Annotated in this window: 21 protein-coding genes and 1 tRNA gene; 13 read left to right on the top strand and 9 right to left on the bottom strand. The window is 56.7% G+C overall.

All coding sequences use genetic code 11. From position 1 onward, the window contains the following. Positions 1-18: 18 nt before the first annotated feature. From ACLD9W_RS01260 to ACLD9W_RS01250, 3 genes are all read left to right on the top strand, one after another. Positions 19-843 (top strand): VanW family protein, encoded by an 825-nt coding sequence (locus tag ACLD9W_RS01260; protein WP_410840325.1) that lies wholly within the window; start codon positions 19-21, stop codon positions 841-843. A 218-nt stretch (positions 844-1,061) separates the two neighbouring features. Continuing rightward, the gene (locus ACLD9W_RS01255; RefSeq protein ID WP_410840324.1) at positions 1,062-1,793 is read left to right on the top strand and encodes a LemA family protein; all 732 of its coding nucleotides are present in this window, start codon (positions 1,062-1,064) and stop codon (positions 1,791-1,793) included. A 196-nt stretch (positions 1,794-1,989) separates the two neighbouring features. Further along, positions 1,990-2,118, top strand: a complete 129-nt coding sequence (locus tag ACLD9W_RS01250) for a hypothetical protein (RefSeq protein ID WP_410840323.1) — start codon at positions 1,990-1,992, stop codon at positions 2,116-2,118. Between the two features lie 75 nt (positions 2,119-2,193). Here the strand turns inward: ACLD9W_RS01250 and hisD are convergent, their stop codons facing one another. The 6 genes from hisD to ACLD9W_RS01220 all read right to left on the bottom strand — a co-directional run bounded on the left by hisD (position 2,194) and on the right by ACLD9W_RS01220 (position 7,117). Further along, a complete protein-coding gene (hisD, locus tag ACLD9W_RS01245) occupies positions 2,194-3,486 on the bottom strand; it encodes a histidinol dehydrogenase (RefSeq protein ID WP_410840322.1) in 1,293 nt (430 codons plus the stop codon). 198 nt (positions 3,487-3,684) lie between these two features. Next, entirely contained in the window at positions 3,685-4,131 is a 447-nt protein-coding gene (locus ACLD9W_RS01240) for an ExbD/TolR family protein (RefSeq protein WP_009426005.1), read from the bottom strand. A gap of 3 nt (positions 4,132-4,134) precedes the next feature. Beyond that, positions 4,135-4,800 (bottom strand): MotA/TolQ/ExbB proton channel family protein, encoded by a 666-nt coding sequence (locus ACLD9W_RS01235; RefSeq protein ID WP_410840321.1) that lies wholly within the window; start codon positions 4,798-4,800, stop codon positions 4,135-4,137. Between the two features lie 89 nt (positions 4,801-4,889). Then, the gene (locus tag ACLD9W_RS01230; protein ID WP_410840320.1) at positions 4,890-5,825 is read right to left on the bottom strand and encodes an energy transducer TonB; all 936 of its coding nucleotides are present in this window, start codon (positions 5,823-5,825) and stop codon (positions 4,890-4,892) included. A gap of 261 nt (positions 5,826-6,086) precedes the next feature. Further along, positions 6,087-6,162 (bottom strand) — tRNA-Lys (locus tag ACLD9W_RS01225). Between the two features lie 130 nt (positions 6,163-6,292). Continuing rightward, entirely contained in the window at positions 6,293-7,117 is an 825-nt protein-coding gene (locus ACLD9W_RS01220) for a glycosyltransferase family 2 protein (protein ID WP_410840319.1), read from the bottom strand. A 226-nt stretch (positions 7,118-7,343) separates the two neighbouring features. Between ACLD9W_RS01220 and ACLD9W_RS01215 the strand changes: the two genes are divergently transcribed. Continuing rightward, positions 7,344-7,646, top strand: coding sequence for a DUF6968 family protein (locus tag ACLD9W_RS01215; protein ID WP_410840318.1), 303 nt, complete (start codon positions 7,344-7,346; stop codon positions 7,644-7,646). Here ACLD9W_RS01215 and ACLD9W_RS01210 read toward each other — a convergent pair. Next, complete coding sequence (locus tag ACLD9W_RS01210; RefSeq protein ID WP_410840317.1) at positions 7,627-8,205, bottom strand: tyrosine-protein phosphatase; 579 nt, start codon at positions 8,203-8,205, stop codon at positions 7,627-7,629. The two genes, ACLD9W_RS01215 and ACLD9W_RS01210, sit on opposite strands and share 20 nt — an antisense overlap. A 321-nt stretch (positions 8,206-8,526) precedes the next feature. Here ACLD9W_RS01210 and ACLD9W_RS01205 point away from each other — a divergent pair, with 321 nt between their 5' ends. The 5 genes from ACLD9W_RS01205 to metG all read left to right on the top strand — a co-directional run bounded on the left by ACLD9W_RS01205 (position 8,527) and on the right by metG (position 13,387). Further along, the gene (locus ACLD9W_RS01205) at positions 8,527-8,868 is read left to right on the top strand and encodes a hypothetical protein (RefSeq protein ID WP_410840316.1); all 342 of its coding nucleotides are present in this window, start codon (positions 8,527-8,529) and stop codon (positions 8,866-8,868) included. Positions 8,869-8,908: 40 nt separating this feature from the next. Then, positions 8,909-9,529, top strand: a complete 621-nt coding sequence (locus ACLD9W_RS01200) for an L-threonylcarbamoyladenylate synthase (protein WP_410840315.1) — start codon at positions 8,909-8,911, stop codon at positions 9,527-9,529. A 33-nt stretch (positions 9,530-9,562) separates the two neighbouring features. Then, a complete protein-coding gene (locus ACLD9W_RS01195) occupies positions 9,563-10,270 on the top strand; it encodes a CPBP family intramembrane glutamic endopeptidase (protein WP_410840314.1) in 708 nt (235 codons plus the stop codon). A gap of 74 nt (positions 10,271-10,344) precedes the next feature. Further along, entirely contained in the window at positions 10,345-11,016 is a 672-nt protein-coding gene (locus ACLD9W_RS01190; protein WP_410840313.1) for a site-2 protease family protein, read from the top strand. A gap of 301 nt (positions 11,017-11,317) precedes the next feature. After that, positions 11,318-13,387, top strand: coding sequence for a methionine--tRNA ligase (gene metG, locus ACLD9W_RS01185; protein WP_410840312.1), 2,070 nt, complete (start codon positions 11,318-11,320; stop codon positions 13,385-13,387). A gap of 109 nt (positions 13,388-13,496) precedes the next feature. Here the strand turns inward: metG and ACLD9W_RS01180 are convergent, their stop codons facing one another. After that, positions 13,497-13,817, bottom strand: coding sequence for a phosphoribosyl-ATP diphosphatase (locus tag ACLD9W_RS01180; RefSeq protein ID WP_410840311.1), 321 nt, complete (start codon positions 13,815-13,817; stop codon positions 13,497-13,499). A gap of 102 nt (positions 13,818-13,919) precedes the next feature. After that, on the bottom strand, positions 13,920-14,375 hold the full coding sequence (hisI, locus tag ACLD9W_RS01175) for a phosphoribosyl-AMP cyclohydrolase (RefSeq protein WP_410840359.1): 456 nt from the start codon (positions 14,373-14,375) through the stop codon (positions 13,920-13,922). Between the two features lie 183 nt (positions 14,376-14,558). Here hisI and waaF point away from each other — a divergent pair, with 183 nt between their 5' ends. The 4 genes from waaF (at position 14,559) to ACLD9W_RS01155 (ending at position 18,798) form a co-directional block, all read left to right on the top strand. Continuing rightward, the gene (gene waaF, locus ACLD9W_RS01170) at positions 14,559-15,587 is read left to right on the top strand and encodes a lipopolysaccharide heptosyltransferase II (RefSeq protein ID WP_410840310.1); all 1,029 of its coding nucleotides are present in this window, start codon (positions 14,559-14,561) and stop codon (positions 15,585-15,587) included. A gap of 439 nt (positions 15,588-16,026) precedes the next feature. Beyond that, positions 16,027-17,094 (top strand): histidinol-phosphate transaminase, encoded by a 1,068-nt coding sequence (gene hisC / locus ACLD9W_RS01165; protein WP_410840309.1) that lies wholly within the window; start codon positions 16,027-16,029, stop codon positions 17,092-17,094. Between the two features lie 16 nt (positions 17,095-17,110). Then, positions 17,111-18,031 carry an imidazoleglycerol-phosphate dehydratase HisB gene (gene hisB, locus ACLD9W_RS01160; protein ID WP_410840308.1) on the top strand — a complete coding sequence of 307 codons (921 nt, stop codon included), beginning with the start codon at positions 17,111-17,113 and terminating at the stop codon, positions 18,029-18,031. Between the two features lie 86 nt (positions 18,032-18,117). Continuing rightward, a complete protein-coding gene (locus ACLD9W_RS01155) occupies positions 18,118-18,798 on the top strand; it encodes a hypothetical protein (RefSeq protein WP_410840307.1) in 681 nt (226 codons plus the stop codon). Positions 18,799-18,844 lie beyond the last annotated feature (46 nt).

Here is an 18,844-nt window from a genome sequence, read left to right as displayed (position 1 = left end):
CAAACAAAGGAGCAGGCCATGCCGAACGAGCCCGAAATCGCCCAACCCCTTTACCGCAGCCCGCTGCGCCTGTGGCTCGGGCGCGAGTATTTTATTTTCAAGCGTTATTGCCGGTGGCTTTTCGGCGGCACAAACTGGGCGCGGCCGCAAAAACAGCCCGAAACGCCGTATCTGGTGTTCCGCCACCACTCGCCCGTACTGCGCCCGCTGCAGGGCGTCGATATGCGCCTGCAGGAAAACAAACGCACCAATCTGGCACTGGCACTGCGGCATATCGACGGCACGGTAATTGCGCCGGGGCAGACCTTTTCGGTGTGGCGTCTGGTCGGCCGGCCGACGCGGCGCAAGGGCTATCTGCCTGGGCTGGTGCTGGCCAACGGGCAAATCACCAGCGGCACCGGCGGCGGCTTGTGCCAGCTCGGCAATCTGCTGTTTTGGCTGTTCGCCCACAGCGCGCTGGAAATTACCGAGCGTTACCGCCACAGCTACGACGTCTTCCCCGGCGTCGCCCGCAGCGTGCCCTTCGGCGCCGGCGCCACATTGGCCTACAACTACATCGACCTGCAAGTGCGCAACCTAACGCCGCACCATTTCCGCATCCGCCTGTGGCTGGACGACAGCGACCTGAACGGCGAACTGCTGTGCAGCGCCGAACCGGTCGAGCGCTACCGCGTCGAAGAGCGCGACCACCGCATCGTCCGGCAGCCGTGGGGCGGCTACACCCGCCACAACCGCATCGTGCGCGTGGGCGAAAAAAGCGGCGAAGAAACCCTGCTGGCGGTCAACCATGCGGTGATGATGTACGCGCCGCTGCTCGACAACAAAGGAAAACCGACGCCATAAACGGCTTTCAGACGGCCTTTGGCCGCTTGTCGTGTCTGCCGCCTTTTGGCACAATCGCGCCGTTTTATAGTGAGCCAACACAAAAATATACGGCATTGCTGCGCCTTGCTGTATTACTCATACTGTCTGCGGCTTGCTGCCTTGTATCTTTTTGTGTTGACTCACTATACAGTTCGCCATCTCACCCCCGTCATCCAAACACCCGAGGAAAATCCGCCATGTTCATCACCATTATCCTGATTGTCGTCGTTTTCATCGTCATCTGGCTGGTCAAAACCTACAACCGCCTGCAGACCAGCATGCAGGACATCCGCGAAATGTTCTCCAACCTCCAAGCTGGTTTGAAAAAACGCCAGCAGCTCAGCGGCCAGATTATCGAAATCGCCTCCGGCTACATGGCGCACGAGCAGCTCACCCAGCTCAAAGTCGCCCAAAGCAGCGCCGGCGAAATGCGCGTGCTGGCGCAGGCCTTCCCCCAACTCAAAGCCGACGCCACCTACCAGAAACTGATGAACCAGCTCGAAAGCCTGGAAAACGACATCCTCGCCCGCCGCGAAAAATACAACTACCGCGTCAAAGCCTACAACAGCTACCGCAACGCCTTCCCCGTCATCCTCGTGGCGCAGAAACTCTCTTTCGACACCGTCCACTACTTCGACACCGACGACGAAAAATTCGATTTGCAGGCGCAGAGCTTCTCGCGCGACGACACCCAGGCATTGCAGCAGTTTATCGGCGAGAGCACCAAAGCCGTCGGCGGCATGGCCTCGCAGGCGGTGAAACAGATTAACCAGGGTGTGTCGCAGCTAAAAGACAAAATCGACGGCAAAACCGGCCAAGAGCAGGAAACGCCTGCCGCCGATGCCGCTGCCGAACCTGCAACCGCAGAAAACCAAGACGGCGAAGCCCTCGAAACCCACGCGCAAAATGACGCACCGGCAAACAAATAAGTCCCGTTCCAACGCATTGCCAAGGCCGTCTGAAAGCACACCACCTGCTTTCAGACGGCCTTTTTCCCGCACGGCAAATCTGTTGCGCCGTTGGCCTCAAAGCGCTTTTCGGCTTGGAGAAAATAACAGACGGCAGTATCATTGCACCCGTTGTTTATCGGCAAACCATTAGGGTAAACGGGGGCAGCGGATTCAGATGAAGACATCGAAAAACGAACCGAAACGCAACGGCAGCCGCGACAATCCGGCAGGCAGCAGGCAGCGGCAGAACCGTCCGTCGCAACAAGACGAAAAACGCATCAACGCTCCCGATGCGGAAGATTGAAACATATGGAAAAGGCCGTCTGAAAACCCGAATCGGGTTTTCAGACGGCCTTTTTGCTTTGCCACGCTACAAACGTCAGTCGCTCAGGCGCATTTCGGCGGCGCGGGCGTGGGCGGTGAGGCGCTCGCCGTGGGCGAGCAGGCTGGCGGTTTTGCCCAGCGTTTGCGCGCCCTGTTCGGAGACGCGGATAAGGCTGGAGCGTTTTTGGAAGTCGTAGGTGCCCAGCGGCGAGGAAAAACGGGCGGTGCGACTGGTGGGCAGGACGTGGTTGGGGCCGGCGCAGTAGTCGCCGAGGCTTTCGCTGGTGTAGCGTCCCATAAAGATTGCACCCGCGTGGCGAATTTTTTCCGCCCAGCGTTCGGGGTTTTCGACGGAGAGTTCGAGGTGTTCGGGGGCGATGTGGTTGGCGATTTCGCAGGCTTCGTCCAAGTCGCGCGCCAGTATCATCGCGCCCCTGCCATCCAGCGAGGCTTCGATGATGGCGCGGCGGGGCATGTCGTTTATCAGGCGGTTCATGGCCGTCTGAACGTCGTCGAGGTAGGTCTGCGAGGTGGCAATCAGTATGGCTTGGGCGATTTCGTCGTGTTCGGCCTGGCTGAACAGATCCATGGCCACCCAGTCGGCGGGGGTGCTGCCGTCGGCGATGACGAGGATTTCGGAGGGGCCGGCCACCATGTCGATGCCGACGACGCCGAAGACGCGGCGTTTGGCGGCGGCGACGTAGGCGTTGCCCGGGCCGGTGATTTTGTCGACTTGGGGGATGCTTTGTGTGCCGTAGGCGAGGGCGGCGACGGCCTGCGCGCCGCCGACGGTGTAGGCGCGGGTGACGCCGGCAACGTAGGCGGCGGCCAGCACGATGTCGTTGCGCTCGCCCTTGGGGGTGGGGACGACCATGATGATTTCGGGCACGCCGGCAACGTGGGCGGGCATGGCGTTCATGATGACGGAGCTGGGGTAGGCGGCTTTGCCGCCGGGAACGTAGATGCCGACACGGTCGAGGGGGGTGATCTGCTGGCCGAGCAGGGTGCCGTCTTCGTCGGTGTAGCTCCACGATTCGAGTTTTTGGCGGCGGTGGTAGCTTTCGACGCGCGCGGCGGCGGTTTGCAGGGCGGTGCGGATGTTTTCGGGCAGGCGCTCGAAGGCGGCTTTGAGTTCGCTCTGGCTCAGGGTGAGGTCGGCGATGCTGTGCGCGCTGGTGCCGTCGAAGCGGTTGGTGTATTCGATCAGGGCTGCGTCGCCACGGCGGCGGACGTCGTCGCAGATGTCGGCAACGATGCGTTCGGTTTCGGGGTTTTGCGCGGTTTCGAAGGCGAGCAGTTTGTCCAGTTCGCTGCGGAAGTTTGGCGAGGCGGTGGTGAGTTTTTTCATGATGCGTTCCGTGGGATGTGATGGCGGCTTTCAGACGGCCTTTTGTCTGCATGAAAGAGGCCGTCTGAAAGCCGTGTTTATATCATCTGCCGCATGGTGCGGGCAACGAGCGGGGCTGGCAGCAAGGAAAAGGCCGTCTGAAAATGCCTGCCCTGTCGGGGCGGAGTTTTCAGACGGCCTTGCTGTTTTCGCGGCGGTTTACTGCGGCGGGGCAACACTTTTGATTTCGGTGTTGAAGCCGATTTTTTTGATTTTGGCTTCTTTGGCCATGTCGATAGCTTGGATCACCGTGCCGTAATCGACGTCTTTCGAGGCGTCTACCGCCAGCACGACGTCGGGATTGCGCGCCACGGCTTCGGCAAAGGCGGAAGCCAGGTTTTCCTTGGCTGTGGGCGTGCTGCTGCGGTCGATGAAATATTGGCCGCTGTCGTCCACCGACAGCCACATCGGTTCTTTCGGCTTCTGTTCTTCTTCCGACTGCGCGTCCACGGAAGCGGTCGGCAGCTGGATTTGGATGGAATGGGTGAGCACGGGCATGGTGATCATAAACACGATCAGCAGCACCAGCATCACGTCGACCAGCGGGGTGACGTTGATGTCGCTTACCGGTGCGTCGTCGTCGCCGTCGTTCATCGAAAAGGACATAGCTTACTCCTTGTCTTTTTTGTTCAGGATTTGCGCGTGCAGGTCGTGGCCGAAGGCGTTGAGGTCTTGCAGCAGGGTTTTGTTGCCGCGCACGAGGAAGTTGTAGGCCAATACGGCGGGGATGGCGGCGAAGAGGCCGACGGCGGTGGCGATCAGCGCCTCGCCGATGGGGCCGGCCACGGCGGCGATACTGACCTGGCCGCTTTGACCGATGTTGAGCAGGGCTTTGTGAATGCCCCACACGGTACCGAACAGGCCGATAAACGGCGCGCTCGAACCGATGGAGGCAAGGGCGGTGAGGCCACCGTCGAAACGGCGCATGATCTGGCTGATGCTGTATTGGATCTGGCGCAGCAGGTACGGGCCGAAGGGTACGCCGGATGCGAGGTTGGCATCTTTGTTGCGGTAGAAGGTTTCGTCGGTTTTTACCGCGTCAAGCAGCATGTCGCTCATCGGCGATTCGTGTTCGCGGGCGATTTTCACAGCCTCGTCCAGCGATTTGGCATTCCAAATCAGCTCTTTGACTTGGGCATTGCCTGCTTTGGCGCGGCGCAGTTTGATGGTGCGGACAATCATCACCGTCCAAGTGGCCAAACTCATGATGATCAGGATGATGAAGGCGGTGATCAGAACGAAATCGCCCTGTTTGAAAACGTGTAGTAAATCCATATTGTGCTGCTCTCTTTTGCTGTTGATTTGAAATTGGTCGGCGGAGGCCGTCTGAACGCGCGTGCCGTTTTCAGACGGCCTCCGAAGGGTTAGTCGTTAAGCTCGAAAACGATTTTCGCGCCTTTGAAGCGTACCCATTTGCCGTGGGTTTGGTAATGCCCGGACATTGCGCCGCGTTTGGCCGCAGCGTCTAAGCGGGCATAGCCGCTGCCTTTGGTGATTTTCACCTCGGTGGCGCGTCCGCTCGGATCGACGAGCACCTCCATCACAATCGTGCCGGTTTCGCCGTTTTCGACTGAAAGGGGCGGATAAGACGGTGTGGCCAGTCTGCCTCCGGCTTTGACGATGGCATTGCCTGCGCTGCCACCGGCACCGTCACCACCACCGCTTCCGCCACCGCTGCCGGGGCCTCTGCCCGAGCCGGTGCCGGGGCCGTCTCCCATGCCGTCGCCGCCGCCTCTGCCGCCGCCCGTTCCCGTGCTGCCGGGTTTGCCGTGGGCTTTCGGATCGGTGCCCTGCCCCTCGCCGCTGCCGGTACCGCCGGGAGCGGTGAATTCCGGTTTTTTTGCCGGAACAGGCGCGGGAGGTGCGGGCGGAGCCGGTTTCGGCTCGGGCTTGGGTTCGGGTTTCGGTTGCGGCTTGGGCTCGATTTTTTCTTCCGGTTTTTCCTCTTTCGGAATACGGATATCGGCTTTACGGTCGTGTGTAATCACCGGTTTGAGCTTAGGCTTTTTCGGTTCTTTCACTACCGGCTTTGGCTTCTCGACCGGCGGCTTGGGCTTGGGTTTCTCCGGTTCGAGCTGAGGCTCTGCCTGCTGCGGCTGCTCCGGCGCCGGAGCAGCCTCCGGCTCTCCCCCGCCTCCGCCGCCCGGCGGACCAAAAGCGGCCAAATCGACAAACTCCATATCCTCCACATCGGGAAGTTGGGGCTTGCTGTTGAGCAGAAGCAGCAGCGCAAACAGCGCCGCGTGCATCAGCACAACGAATCCGAAAACGGAAAAGGTTAATAGGCGGTCATTTTTCATAGGGACGGCATACTAATAAAAACAATTTCCGTCTGCAAGGTATTTTTTGCAGTTTTTTGTTTTTTCTTTACATATTCCAAACGGTATTATTTTAAGGATGCTTGGCGTTTGATATTGATATATTTGGAAATTCGTTCCATATCGATACAGATATTGCGTAACAGCCGTTATTGCATTTCATCCGGCTTTTTCGAGAAGATTTTTAAGAATCGCAAAATGAAAAAAGCCAAACCGGATTGCGGTTTGGCTTTTTTGGGATTTTGGTGGGTCGTGAGCGATTCGAACGCTCGACCAACGGATTAAAAGTCCGCTGCTCTACCGACTGAGCTAACGACCCGTCGAACAATCGAAGCCGCGCATCATATCGGCGGTTTCCGTTTGCGTCAAGCGTTTTCTGCCGTGCCGTTTTCAGACGGCCTCCGTGTTGTTTTTCAGACGGCCGCAAAAGTTCGGTTGGACGGCGGTTTTTAATTTTCTCCACCGTAGTCGGCTTGCAGGGCGGTGATGCCGGTTTGGCCGAAAGACAGGGTCGTTTTCAAGCCTTCTACGGCGGCGCAGATTCTTTGGGTGACGGCTTCCGCTTCGGCTTGGTGTTGCGCGGTCATGCCGTCGGGAATTTTGCCGAAGAGGGCGGCGTCGAGCAGTTTTTCGGCGTGGATGCCGGGGCGGTGGTTGTGGATGACGGCGGGGTCGTTGTCTCCGAACAGCGTGCCGACGACGGCGGCGCGGGTGAGGGCGATGCCGAGGGCGGCGTCTTCGCCGCCGAAGCGGCGGAACAGGGCGTCTTGCGGGAAGCCGCCGCAGGCCAGCAGGACGCTGCGACGGAAGACCATATTGCCGCCGACGGTCATTTCCAGCCGCTGCCAGGCTTCGGCGAAGGCGGGATGGGTTGTGTAATGTTCGGGAAAACCGGCGGGACGCAGTTTGAGGCGGACGAGGGCGAGGTAGGGTATGGTTTCGAGGGCGAGATATGCGGGGGCGAGGGCTTCGGTTTCGTAGGCGTCGTCGGCGTCGAGAAAGGCGGCAAAATCGGCATTGCTCTGCAATACGCCCCAGTTGCGGGCTTGGGCGGCGCCACCGTTTTGCGGCAGGTGCGCGCAGCGGATTTGCGGGTATTGCGCGGCCAGTTGGGACATGACTTCGGCGGTGTCGTCTTGCGAGGCGTCGTCGACCAGCCAGACGGTATGCACGCAGCTTTGCACCAACGCGCTTTCGGCGGCGGCGCGCAGGGTGGCGGCGGCGTTGTAGCAGGGGATGATGACGTCGAGGGTGGGTTTGTGGTCGGTTTGCATGATGGAGGCCGTCTGAAAAAATAATGGAAGTGTACTGGTTTGAGGCCGTCCCCGCCTTTACCCCTTCGGGACATAAACGCGGCGATGATGTTTCTGAAGGGCGGTTTGCGCTTTCAGACGGCCTTAATGGTATCCTGCCTCTGCCTTAATGTTAAAAGGAAGGTGCCGACTGCTGCGGAACGGTTTGGCGGCGGCATCGGCAAACAGGTAAACGAAAGGGGGTTTTATGTCTGACAAACTGACGCGTGCCGAGGCGGCGGTTTACCGTCTGCTGACGCTTGCCGACCGGCCCGATGAAACAGTGGAAGTTCTGTTTGGCAAACCGTTTGCAGCCGAAACGGGCGAATGGGTATGCCCTTGCCGTATCGTCGGGGCGGGCAGGGACATGTGTTTTCGGGTTTTCGGCGCGGACGGCGTGCAGGCTTTGCAGTTGTCGTTTGCTGTTATCGACGGCGCGATGGCGGGCAAAGGTTTGCGGTTGCTGTGGGACGGCGAAGCCTTCGGCGGTTTTACTGCGGCTGCGTTTTGAGCTTGGCCAGCTCGGCCTTCACTTGGCGGACTTTGTCTTCGGTGAACAGTTTGCCGAGGTTGCGCCAGATGCTGTGGTAGCCGTAGGGTCCCTGCTGCATTTCGCGTTTGGCTTCTTCTATCGGCCAATTTTGGTAGACGATGCGGTACATGGCGGAGATAAGGCCGGTGCGGTCGGCGCCGTGGTAGCAGTGGATGAGAACCGCGCCGTGCGTCTGGCGCTGCTCAATCAGGTAGAGGGTTTCGGCGATTTGGCGCGGGGTGACGCGCCAGGCGAGCAGGGGTTTGTTGAGCAGGGCAAGGCCGTGTCCGGCGAGGGCGGTGTCGTTGTCGTTGCGGTCGAAATAGCGCAGGTTGACGACGCTTTTGATGCCCAGTTCGGCAAGCTGGGGCGCGTCGGCACGGGTGAGCTGCTCGCTGCGGTAGAGTTTGTCGTCGATGCGGTAGAGGTTGGCATCCGCTTTGACGGGGGCGGCCCATTGGTAGGATTCGGCCGGGGCGGCGGCGTGAACGGCGGCGGGGATAAGGGCGCAGAGAACAAGTGCGGTCAGGCGGGACATAGGTTTTCCTTTTGTCGGCGGGGCGGCTGGGAGCTGTTGATAATCAGCTTGCGAGACGATTTTTTGAGTAAAAAATGGCCGAATGCAAGGAAAAAAGCGCAGCAAGGTTGGACACCTGCGGGCATTTTTGACGCGGCAGGCGGGTATTTTTTACCAAAAACACCGCCGCAAGGCTGATTATCAACAGCTCCTAGGGTATCATTCACGGCTTTTTTCGGCCAACAGGTTTTTCAGACGGCCTCTGTGTTTGGAAATTTTAAGAGGCGCAATTACCTCTTTACGCAAGAAGTCTTGTTATTAATTATCTAAAAAGGCAATGCCGTGCAGCCATTCGATCTAAAAGACATTCCGGATAGTGTGTTCCTTGAGGATATTGAAGAGCTCACAAGGGAATTTCCCGTTGAATTTCCTCAATTGTTTGAAAAAATAATATCTTATTTGGATATAGATGCAAAATATGTCTATATCACTGATTTTATTGAAGATGAAAGCAAAAGCAATCATTTTTACGGTTATTTTTTTGATGCCCTCAATAAAAAGCTTCATCAATACGCATTTGAGGAAAATAGGGCGTATTTTCAGGAAGCAAATATTGAATCTTTAACAATGAAAGATACATTCAGTATTAAGGTATTAAATCTTCTGGGTAAACAGCAAGCATAAGTTGGATGCCAAGCCCAACATCTTTTAAGGAGTATTCATCATGGCTCAGTTTTTTGCCATCCATCCCGACAATCCGCAAGAGCGCCTGATACGGCAGGCGGCGGAAATCGTGCGCAAGGGCGGCGTGATCGCCTATCCCACCGATTCCTGCTACGCGCTCGGCTGCCGTTTGGGCGACAAGGAGGCGATGGAGCGGATTCTGCGTATCCGCAAAATTGATTTGAAACACCATCTGACGCTGGTGTGCGCCGATTTGGCCGAGCTGGGCATTTACGCCAAGGTGGACAACGCACAATTCCGCCAGCTCAAAGCGGCCACGCCCGGCAGCTACACCTTTATTTTGCAGGCCACCAAGGAAGTGCCCAACCGCACGCTGCACCCGAAACGCAAAACCATCGGCCTGCGCGTGCCCGACAACGTCATCGCCCTTGCGCTTTTGCGCGAGTTGGGCGAGCCGCTGCTTTCGTGCACGTTGATGCTGCCCGAAGACGACGAGCCGCTCACCGACCCCTACGAAATCCGCGACCGCCTGGAGCATTCCGTCGATTTGGTGATTGACGGCGGCTGGTGCGGCACCGAGCCGACCACGGTGGTGGACATGACCGATGGTACGGTTTTGGTGCGCGAAGGCCGGGGCGACAAGGCCGTGTTCGGCCTGTGAGGCCGTCTGAAAAGGCCGTCTGAAAGGGTTTGCATGAACAAAATCACGGACATTCTGAAATTCACCGGCTGCCTGCTATTGCTGTTTGTCGTGCCCACGCTGGTTTACACACTGGTTGACATCAACCGCCGCACAGGGCAGATCGGCAACACCGCCGCGCTTTACCAAACCGCCGTGTTCGCCGCCGTCGCCGCGCCGGTGCTGATTCTGTTTTACCGAGCCTACCGCACAACCTGCCCTATCGGCGGCTACTTTGCCGAACCCGCAGGCATCCCCCTGAAACGCAAGCTCTGCTGGGGCGCGTTTTACCTCGCGCTGATGCTGCTGGCAGGCGAATACGGCCTGCACGTGCTGAACTTTTTCTTCGGCACACCCATAAAAGACACGGAAAACCAGCAGGCAATTATCGAATGGACGCGCCATCTGCCTGTGGCCGTAGTGCTGGCCGACGTGGTGCTGTTTGCGCCCTTGGCAGAAGAATGGCTATTTCGCGGCACGCTGTTCGGCCTCTTCGGCCGCAGCCTCGAACTGCCCGCAGGCCGCGCCCTCGCGTTTTTATCGTCCTCTCTGCTCTTCGGCTTTATGCACTCGGGAACGGACATCCCCGCCCTCGTCCTATACGGCACGCTCGGCGCGGTGCTCTCCGCCGCCTATCTGCACCTGCGCGACATCCGCTACCCCATCGCCGTCCACATGACCAACAACGCCGTCGCCATCGCCTCCGTCTATCTCTCTTCCTAAGCGACATTCAGGCCGTCTGAAAACGCAAAAGCGGCCTTTCAGACGGCCTCCCACACCAAGAAAGACTACAAACCATGAATTTCGATCCCGCCACCTTCCTCTTAATGATCGCGCCCGCCCTGCTGGCCATCACCCTGCACGAAGCCGCCCACGCCTACGCCGCCCGCTACTGGGGCGACAACACAGCAGAAAAACTCGGCCGCCTCACCCTCAACCCGCTGGCGCATATCGACCTGTTCGGCACCATCATCGTCCCCGCCATCCTGATTGTCAGCGGCTCGCCCTTCTTTTTTGGCTGGGCAAAACCCGTGCCCGTCATTGGCCGCAACCTGCGCGACGCCCGCCTCGGCTGGCGCACCATCTCCATCGCCGGCCCGCTGGCCAACCTGCTGATGGCCTTCGCCTGGGCGGTGTTGATGGGGCTGCTGCCCGTCGTTCCCGCTTCCTTCGGCGAAGCGCTGGCGGGCATGGCAAGCTTCGGCATCTCCTTCAACGCCTTTTTGTTCGTACTCAACATGTTGCCCGTGCCGCCGCTCGACGGCGGCCGCTTCCTCGACAGCTTCCTGCCTGTCAAATGGTCGGCGCAGTTCCAAAAAATCGAACCTTACGGCACATGGATCGTCTTTATCGCCCTGGTCGCCGGCCTGCTCGGCCCGCTGCTCGCCTATTTGGCCGAGCCGCTGATAAACGCCGCCCTTTTCCTCTCCCTGCTTCTCGGCAGCCTGCTGACGGGCATTTTTATGTAGAAACCGGCACAGAGGCCGTCTGAAAACACAGTTTCCCGCTTTCAGACGGCCTAGGGCGTGTTGACATTCAGCTTGCGAAGCGGTTTTTTGAGGAAAAATTCGCGAATGCAAGGAAAAAAGCACAGCAAGATTGGACATCTTGCGAGCATTTTTGACGTGGCAGGCGTGGATTTTTACCAAAAATACCGCCGCAAGGCTGATTGTCAACACGCCCCAGGGGCTGTTGGCAATTGGTATTGCCAACAGCCCCTAATCGTTTATGGCATAATGCCGCGTTTTTAACACAGCTTAACCTCCCGCCATGACACGCAAAATCCTCGTTACCTCCGCGCTGCCCTATGCCAACGGCAGCATCCATCTCGGCCACATGGTCGAGCACATCCAAACCGACATCTGGGTGCGTTTCCAAAAGCTGCGCGGCCACGACTGCCGCTACTGCTGCGCCGACGACACCCACGGCACGCCAGTAATGCTGGCGGCGCAAAAACTGGGCGTGCAGCCCGAAGACATGATTGCCCGCGTGCGCGAAGAGCATCTGGCCGACTTTAGCGGTTTTTTAATCGGCTACGACAATTACTACTCCACCCATTCTACTGAAAACAAAGAATTTTCCGAAAAAATCTATCTCGCCTTGAAAGCAAACGGCAAAATCGAAAGCCGCACCATCGAGCAGCTTTTCGACCCCGAAAAACAAATGTTCCTGCCCGACCGCTTTGTCAAAGGCGAATGCCCCAAATGCCACGCCGCCGACCAATACGGCGACAACTGCGAAGTGTGCGGCACCACTTATTCCCCCACCGAACTCATCAAACCCTACTCCGCCGTATCCGGCGCCACGCCGGTATTGAAAGAGTCCGAACACTTTTTCTTCAAACTCGGCGAGTGCGCCGATTATTTGAAACAATGGACATCGGGTGCTACCCGCCTGGTCGACGGCCGCGTGCAGCCGCATTTGCAGCCTGAAGCCTTAAACAAAATGAACGAGTGGCTGGGCAAAGACGGCGAAACCACCCTTTCCGACTGGGACATCTCGCGCGACGCGCCCTATTTCGGCTTTGAAATCCCCGGCGCACCGGGCAAATACTTCTATGTGTGGCTCGATGCGCCCGTAGGCTACATGGCCTCGTTTAAAAACCTGTGCAGCCGCATCGGCATCGAGTTTGACGACTATTTCCGCGCCGATTCCGACACCGAGATGTACCACTTTATCGGCAAAGATATTTTGTATTTCCACGCCCTGTTTTGGCCGGCGATGCTGCATTTCTCCGGCCACCGCGCCCCCACCGGCGTATTCGCCCACGGCTTTTTAACCGTGGACGGCCAAAAAATGTCCAAATCGCGCGGCACGTTTATCACCGCCAAATCCTATTTGGAACAAAAACTGAATCCCGAATGGATGCGCTACTACATCGCCGCCAAGCTCAACAGCAAAATCGAAGACATCGACTTAAACCTGCAGGACTTCATCTCGCGCGTCAACAGCGATTTGGTCGGCAAATACGTCAACATCGCCGCCCGCGCATCCGGTTTCATCGCCAAACGCTTTGAAGGCCGTCTGAAAGACGTATCGGGCAGCGCACTGCTGGCCAAACTCGCCGCCGAGAGCGAATCCGTTGCCGAAGCCTATGAAAGCCGCGAATACGCAAAAGCCCTGCGCGACATCATGGCGCTGGCCGACGCGGTAAACGAATACACCGACGCCAACAAACCGTGGGAACTCGCCAAGCAGGCAGGCCAAGAAGCGCGCCTGCACCAAGTATGCAGCGAGCTGATTAACGCCTTTGCCGTATTGAGCGTGTATCTCGCGCCCGTGTTGCCGCGCGTTGCCGAACAGGCCGCCGCGTTTTTGAATCTCCCCGCGCTTTCGTGGGACATGGCCGCGCAAACCCTGCCCGCAGGCCACGCCATCAACAAATACGAACATTTAATGCAACGAGTGGAGCAAACCCAAGTGGACAACTTAATCGAAGCCAACAAACAAAGCATTCAGGCTGCCGCCGCGCCCGAGCAAACCGAGAGCAAATACGAAAAAGTCGCCGAACAGGCATCGTTTGACGACTTTATGAAAATCGACATGCGCGTGGCCAAAGTCATCAACTGCGAAGCTGTCGAAGGCAGCACCAAGCTTTTGAAATTCGACCTGGATTTCGGCTTTGAAAAACGCGTTATCTTCTCCGGCATCGCCGCCAGCTACCCGAATCCCAGCGAACTCAACGGCCGCATGGTCATCGCCGTCGCCAACTTCGCCCCGCGCAAAATGGCCAAATTCGGCGTATCCGAAGGCATGATTCTCTCCGCCGCCACCGCCGACGGAAAATTGAAGCTCTTGGACGTGGACGCGGGCGCACAACCGGGGGACAAAGTGGGTTAAGCCACCGCTTTTCATACCAAAGGCCGTCTGAAACCTTAAACAGGGTTTCAGACGGCCTTTGCTTTGCCAAACAGATTCGGGCTTTACCGAAAATGAGCTTTCAGACGGCCTATTGCTGCCGCGCCGCCTTTTCCGCCAGTCCCGACAAACCCTGCCGTCGCGCCAACTCGTTTACCACGTCTTCCGCCCGCAGGCCGTGCGCCGAAAGCAGTACCATGCAGTGAAACCACAAATCGGCCGTTTCGTAAACCAAATGCGCCTTGTCGCCGTCTTTCGCCGCCATCAGCACCTCGCCCGCCTCTTCGATCACCTTTTTCAAAATCTTGTCGCCGCCCTTGTGAAAAAGCTGCGCAACATAAGAGCTTTCCGGGTCTGCGCCCTTGCGCGAGTCGATAACGTTTTGGAGTTCTTCGAGAATACCGCTGTTCATTGTTTCTGCTCCTGTTTGGAAAACTGGTTTGAGGCCGTCTGAAAGCGCAGCTTCAACGAAGTTAAAACCATATTTCAGTTTTCAGACGGCCTTTTGTCTGATTTAGCGACGGTCTGCGCCGCCGTAGATTTCCGCTTCGTCTTTGATAACCGCATCCGCCGTCTGCCAGACGCCGTCGCGCCATACTTTGTAAAAGCAGCTCTCCCGCCCCGTGTGGCAGGCGATGCCGCCGTTTTGCTCGATTTTCATCACCACAGCATCGCCGTCGCAATCGAGCCGCAGCTCGTGCACCTTCTGCGTGTGGCCGGAAGATTCGCCCTTCATCCACTGCTTTTGCCGCGAACGGCTGTAATAATGCGCGTAGCCCGTGGCCGCGGTCTGCGCCAGCGCCTCGGCGTTCATCCACGCCACCATCAGCACCCGTCCGCTCTGCCAGTCCTGCGCCACCGCGCACACCAGCCCGTCCGCACCGAATTTCACGCCCTGCAATACCGCTTCGTCCATCCCTTCCTCCTTTTCTTTTATCAAACCCAAACCGCCCGAACGTTTCAGAAACATCATTCCCGCATAGGCGGGAACGGCCTTTCGGGTCAACCGACCGGCACATCCGAGCCCGCGCATTATGCCAACAATGGCCGCGGGCAAAAAGGCCGTCTGAAAACGAAACTTCAGCCCCAAGCGTTTTCAGACGGCCTCCAATCCATATTAAAATAAAGCCAAACCACAAACCGCCCGCAAACCATGTCCAAAAAAATCCTCATCATCTCCCCCAGCTGGATCGGCGACTGCGTCATGACCCAGCCGCTCTACCGCCGTCTGCACGAGCTTCATCCCGGCTGCACCATCGACGTGTTCGCGCCCAAATGGTCGATGGCCGTATTCGAGCGTATGCCCGAAATAAACGAAATCATCGAAAACCCCTTCGGCCACGGCGCGTTGCAGCTCAAAAAACGCTGGCGGCTCGGCCGCGAACTCGGGCAGCGCGGCTACGACCAAGTCATCGTCTTGCCCGGTTCGCTCAAATCCGCCATTATCGCGCTGGCCACCGGCATCAAACAGCGCACGGGCTATGTGGGCGAATCACGTTATCTTCTCCTAAACGACATCCGCAAACTCGACAAAACCGCCCTGCCGCTGATGGTCGACCGCTACACCGCCCTCGCCCACCCTACCCAAGCCGACTTCAACGGCCATTCCGACAACCCGCGTTTTGCCATCGACCCCGCAAGCCGCCAAGCCGCCCTCGCCGCGCACGGCCTTAACACGGGCAAACCCGTTATCGCCTTCTGCCCCGGTGCGGAATACGGCCCGGCCAAACGCTGGCCGGCGCGCCACTTTGCCGAACTCGGCCGCCGCTATCTTGTCCAAGGCTGGCAGGTATGGCTGTTCGGCTCGCAAAAAGACTTCCCCATCGCCGAAGAAATCAACGCCCTTTCAGACGGCCTCTGCATCAATCTCTGCGGCAAAACCAGCCTCTCCGAAGCCATCGACCTGCTCTCCTGTGCCGACACCGTCGTTTGCAACGACAGCGGCCTGATGCACCTGGCCGCCGCGCTCGACAGAAAACTCGTCGCCGCCTACGGCTCGTCCAGCCCCGACCACACGCCGCCCCTAAGCCCGAAAGCCAAAATCGTCAGCCTGAACCTCGACTGCTCGCCCTGTTTCAAACGCGAATGCCCGCTGGGGCACACCGACTGCCTGAACAAACTCACGCCCGACATGGTGCAAAACGCAGCGGAAGAATTGGCGGAAGAAAACAAGGCCGTCTGAACGGACTTCTTGAAAACAATATAGGCCATGCAGCAAAAGGCCGTCTGAAAGCATATCTTCCGTCCGAACACTTAGGAAACCGCTTGTTAACTTCGTTGGAACTTCACTTTCAGACGGCCTTTTTATACCCATATGCCATATTTTTAAAATATGCCGCGGTAAAAACCATACACAGTGGCAAAATATCCCACAAAACAAAAGAAGTATTTCTTTTACTCTTTTTCATTCCCCGTTCCGAAAACGGCATCTTTTCCGAAAAAATCATCACTTCCACATCCGATTTCTGCCGTAAACAATCAAAAACAAACCCCATCATGCATTTTGCCGGGACGCCGTGCTTAAAAACGGTATAATGCGGCAAAAATTCCAACAGTTTCCGCCCAAACCGATATGCAAAACAGAGCGGAACACATAACAAACCAGTGCAACGGAGCAAATAATGCCCTTTATTAACCATCTGGTTCGCGACGAAATCCGCGCCATGTCGGCCTATGCCGTCGCCGCCGTACCCGAAAACTGCGTCAAGCTCGACGCCATGGAGCTGCCCTGCCGTTTTCCCGACGACATGATGCGGGAGCTGGCGCAAGAGCTGGCGCAGGCGCAGATCAACCGCTATCCCGCACCCGACGCCTGCGGCGTGCCCAAGCTGCTGCGCGACACCTTCGCCATTCCCGATGCGGCGCAGATTGCCTTGGGCAACGGCTCGGACGAACTGATCCAGCTCCTGCCGCTGCTTTTGGCCAAACCGGGCGCGAAAATGCTGGCACTCGAACCAAGTTTTGTCATGTACCGTCACAACGCGGCGCTGGCGGGCATGGAATACGTCGGCGTGCCGCTGAACGACGATTTCACGCTCAACCTGCCTGCCGTACTGGCCGCGCTGGAAACCCACCGCCCCGCCCTGGTTTTTCTCGCCTATCCGAACAACCCGACGGGCGTGCGTTTTGCGCGGGAAGAAGTGCAGGCGGTTATCGACGCCGCGCCGGGCGTGGTGGTGGTTGACGAAGCATACGGCGCGTTCAGCGGCGACAGTTTCCTGCCGCAGGCAGGCAGCGAGGAAAAGCTGGTAGTGCTGCGCACGCTGAGCAAAATCGGTTTTGCCGGGCTGCGGCTGGGTTATGCCTGCGGCCATCCGTCGCTGATGGGCGAGCTGGCGAAAATCGTGCCGCCCTACAATATGAACCGCCTAAGCCTGACCGCCGCCGCTTTCGCCCTGCGCCGCTACGGCTGGGTGGCTCAGCAGATAGCATCTTTAAAAGAAGAACGTGCGCGCCTGAGCGAAGCGCTCGCCCGCCTGCCGCAGGTGCGCGTTTTCCCCAGCGAAGCCAACTTCGTCACCGCGCGCGTGCCCGATGCGACGGCGGTATACGAAGCGCTGAAAGCGCACAATATTTTGATTAAAAAGCTGCACGGCTCGCATCCGCTGCTCGAACAGTGCCTGAGGTTCACCGTCGGCTCGCCCGAGCAGAACCGTCAGGTTTCCAACGTTTTGCAAACACTTTTTTGATTTGAAAGGTCAAACCATGGATAAAAAAAACATCCGCACCGAAAACTTCCTGCGCCTCGTCGAAGAAGCGGGCAGCGTGTCCAAACTCGCCCGCGCCGCAGGCTATGCCAAACCCGCCTCGCTGCACCAGCTGCGCGCCCGTCTGTCCAAAGAAGGCGAAAACGGACGCGGCATCTCCCACGTGCTCGCCGCCAAGCTGGAAAAAAGCATGGGCAAACCCAAAGGCTGGATGGACAGACGCCATCCCGAGAAGAAAGCGAAAGATACGGCTGCGCAAGAAACCGTTCAGACAGCTTCGACCGAACAGACTGTACAGGCCGCACCCTTTGCCGCCCGCGAAGGCGACCGCGTCGTCACCGTCACCCGCAACACCAACGAAACCCAAATCACCCTTACCCTGAACCTCGACGGCACCGGCAAAGGCCACTTCGATACAGGCGTGCCCTTCCTCGAACACATGCTCGATCAAATCGCCCGCCACGGCATGATCGATCTCGACATCACCTGCAAAGGTGACACCCACATTGACGACCACCACACCGTCGAAGACATCGGCATCACCCTCGGCCAGGCGCTGAAACAGGCGCTGGGCGACAAAACCGGCATCCGCCGCTACGGCCACGCCTACGTCCCGCTCGACGAAGCATTGAGCCGCGTCGTCCTCGACCTTTCCGGCCGACCCGGCCTCGTGTACAACGTCGATTTCGTCCGCGCCCTCATCGGCCGCTTCGATGTCGACCTGTTTGAAGAATTCTTCCACGGCCTCGTCAACCACAGCATGATGACCCTGCACATCGACAACCTCAGCGGCAACAACGCCCACCACCAGGCCGAAACCCTGTTCAAAGCCTTCGGCCGCGCCCTGCGCATGGCAGTGGAGTTTGACGAACGCATGGCCGGGAAAATGCCTTCCACAAAAGGTACGCTCACCGATTAGGCTTATTTAAAACACCGTCCAACCGCCTGACCCGTCCTCCGGAGCAGGCGGTTTACCCATAGCGTAAACAAAATATGGAGAGTTCCATGAATGGAATACCTTTAAGCCTGAAAGATTTTTTTGCCTACTTTATCCCAGGCTCTTTAATGAGTATTCATACATTATTAATATTAGCTCTTTCAAATGAAAAATTACAACATAGCTTATCCAATATTAAGTTATTAGAAAATAATGGTATTGTTCTATTATTTTTTATATTTAGCTATGCAATTGGATATATTATTCCTACTCCATTAAATATATTTGGAATTAGCTTAAATATATTAGAAAACGAAATTAACAATTTCAAAAATAAAAATAAAAACAATGAAATATTATTAAATATAAAAGATGATTTCCATGAATATTCAAAAAATAGCAATTTTGATAATCAAAAATTCTGGATAATATATAGAAGAATTATCTTAAGCAATAACTCTCAAATGGTAAGTTATTTAGAAAGAATACAAAGCATCAGATTATTAACCCAAAAATTGTTTTTTTCTTTCGGATACATATCTGCATTTTTTATTATTTTATTGATTTATCTATTTTATAACCACCTAATAACTAATCAACTAAAAAATTATAACTTTTATTTATATATATATCTATACTCTATTTTCACCTTCTTTTTATCATTTTTAAGTTATTATAAACATAAAAAAACCTGCAATTGGTTTATTAGATCAGTTCTATCTACTTATACAGAAATAAAAGAAAGATAAGTATCTATACTAATTTATACAATATATAAATATATTTTTTAAGATA

This window comes from Neisseria sp. WLZKY-1 (assembly GCF_046546535.1).
Classification (GTDB): domain Bacteria; phylum Pseudomonadota; class Gammaproteobacteria; order Burkholderiales; family Neisseriaceae; genus Neisseria.
This window is presented reverse-complemented; position numbering and strand designations above follow the sequence as displayed.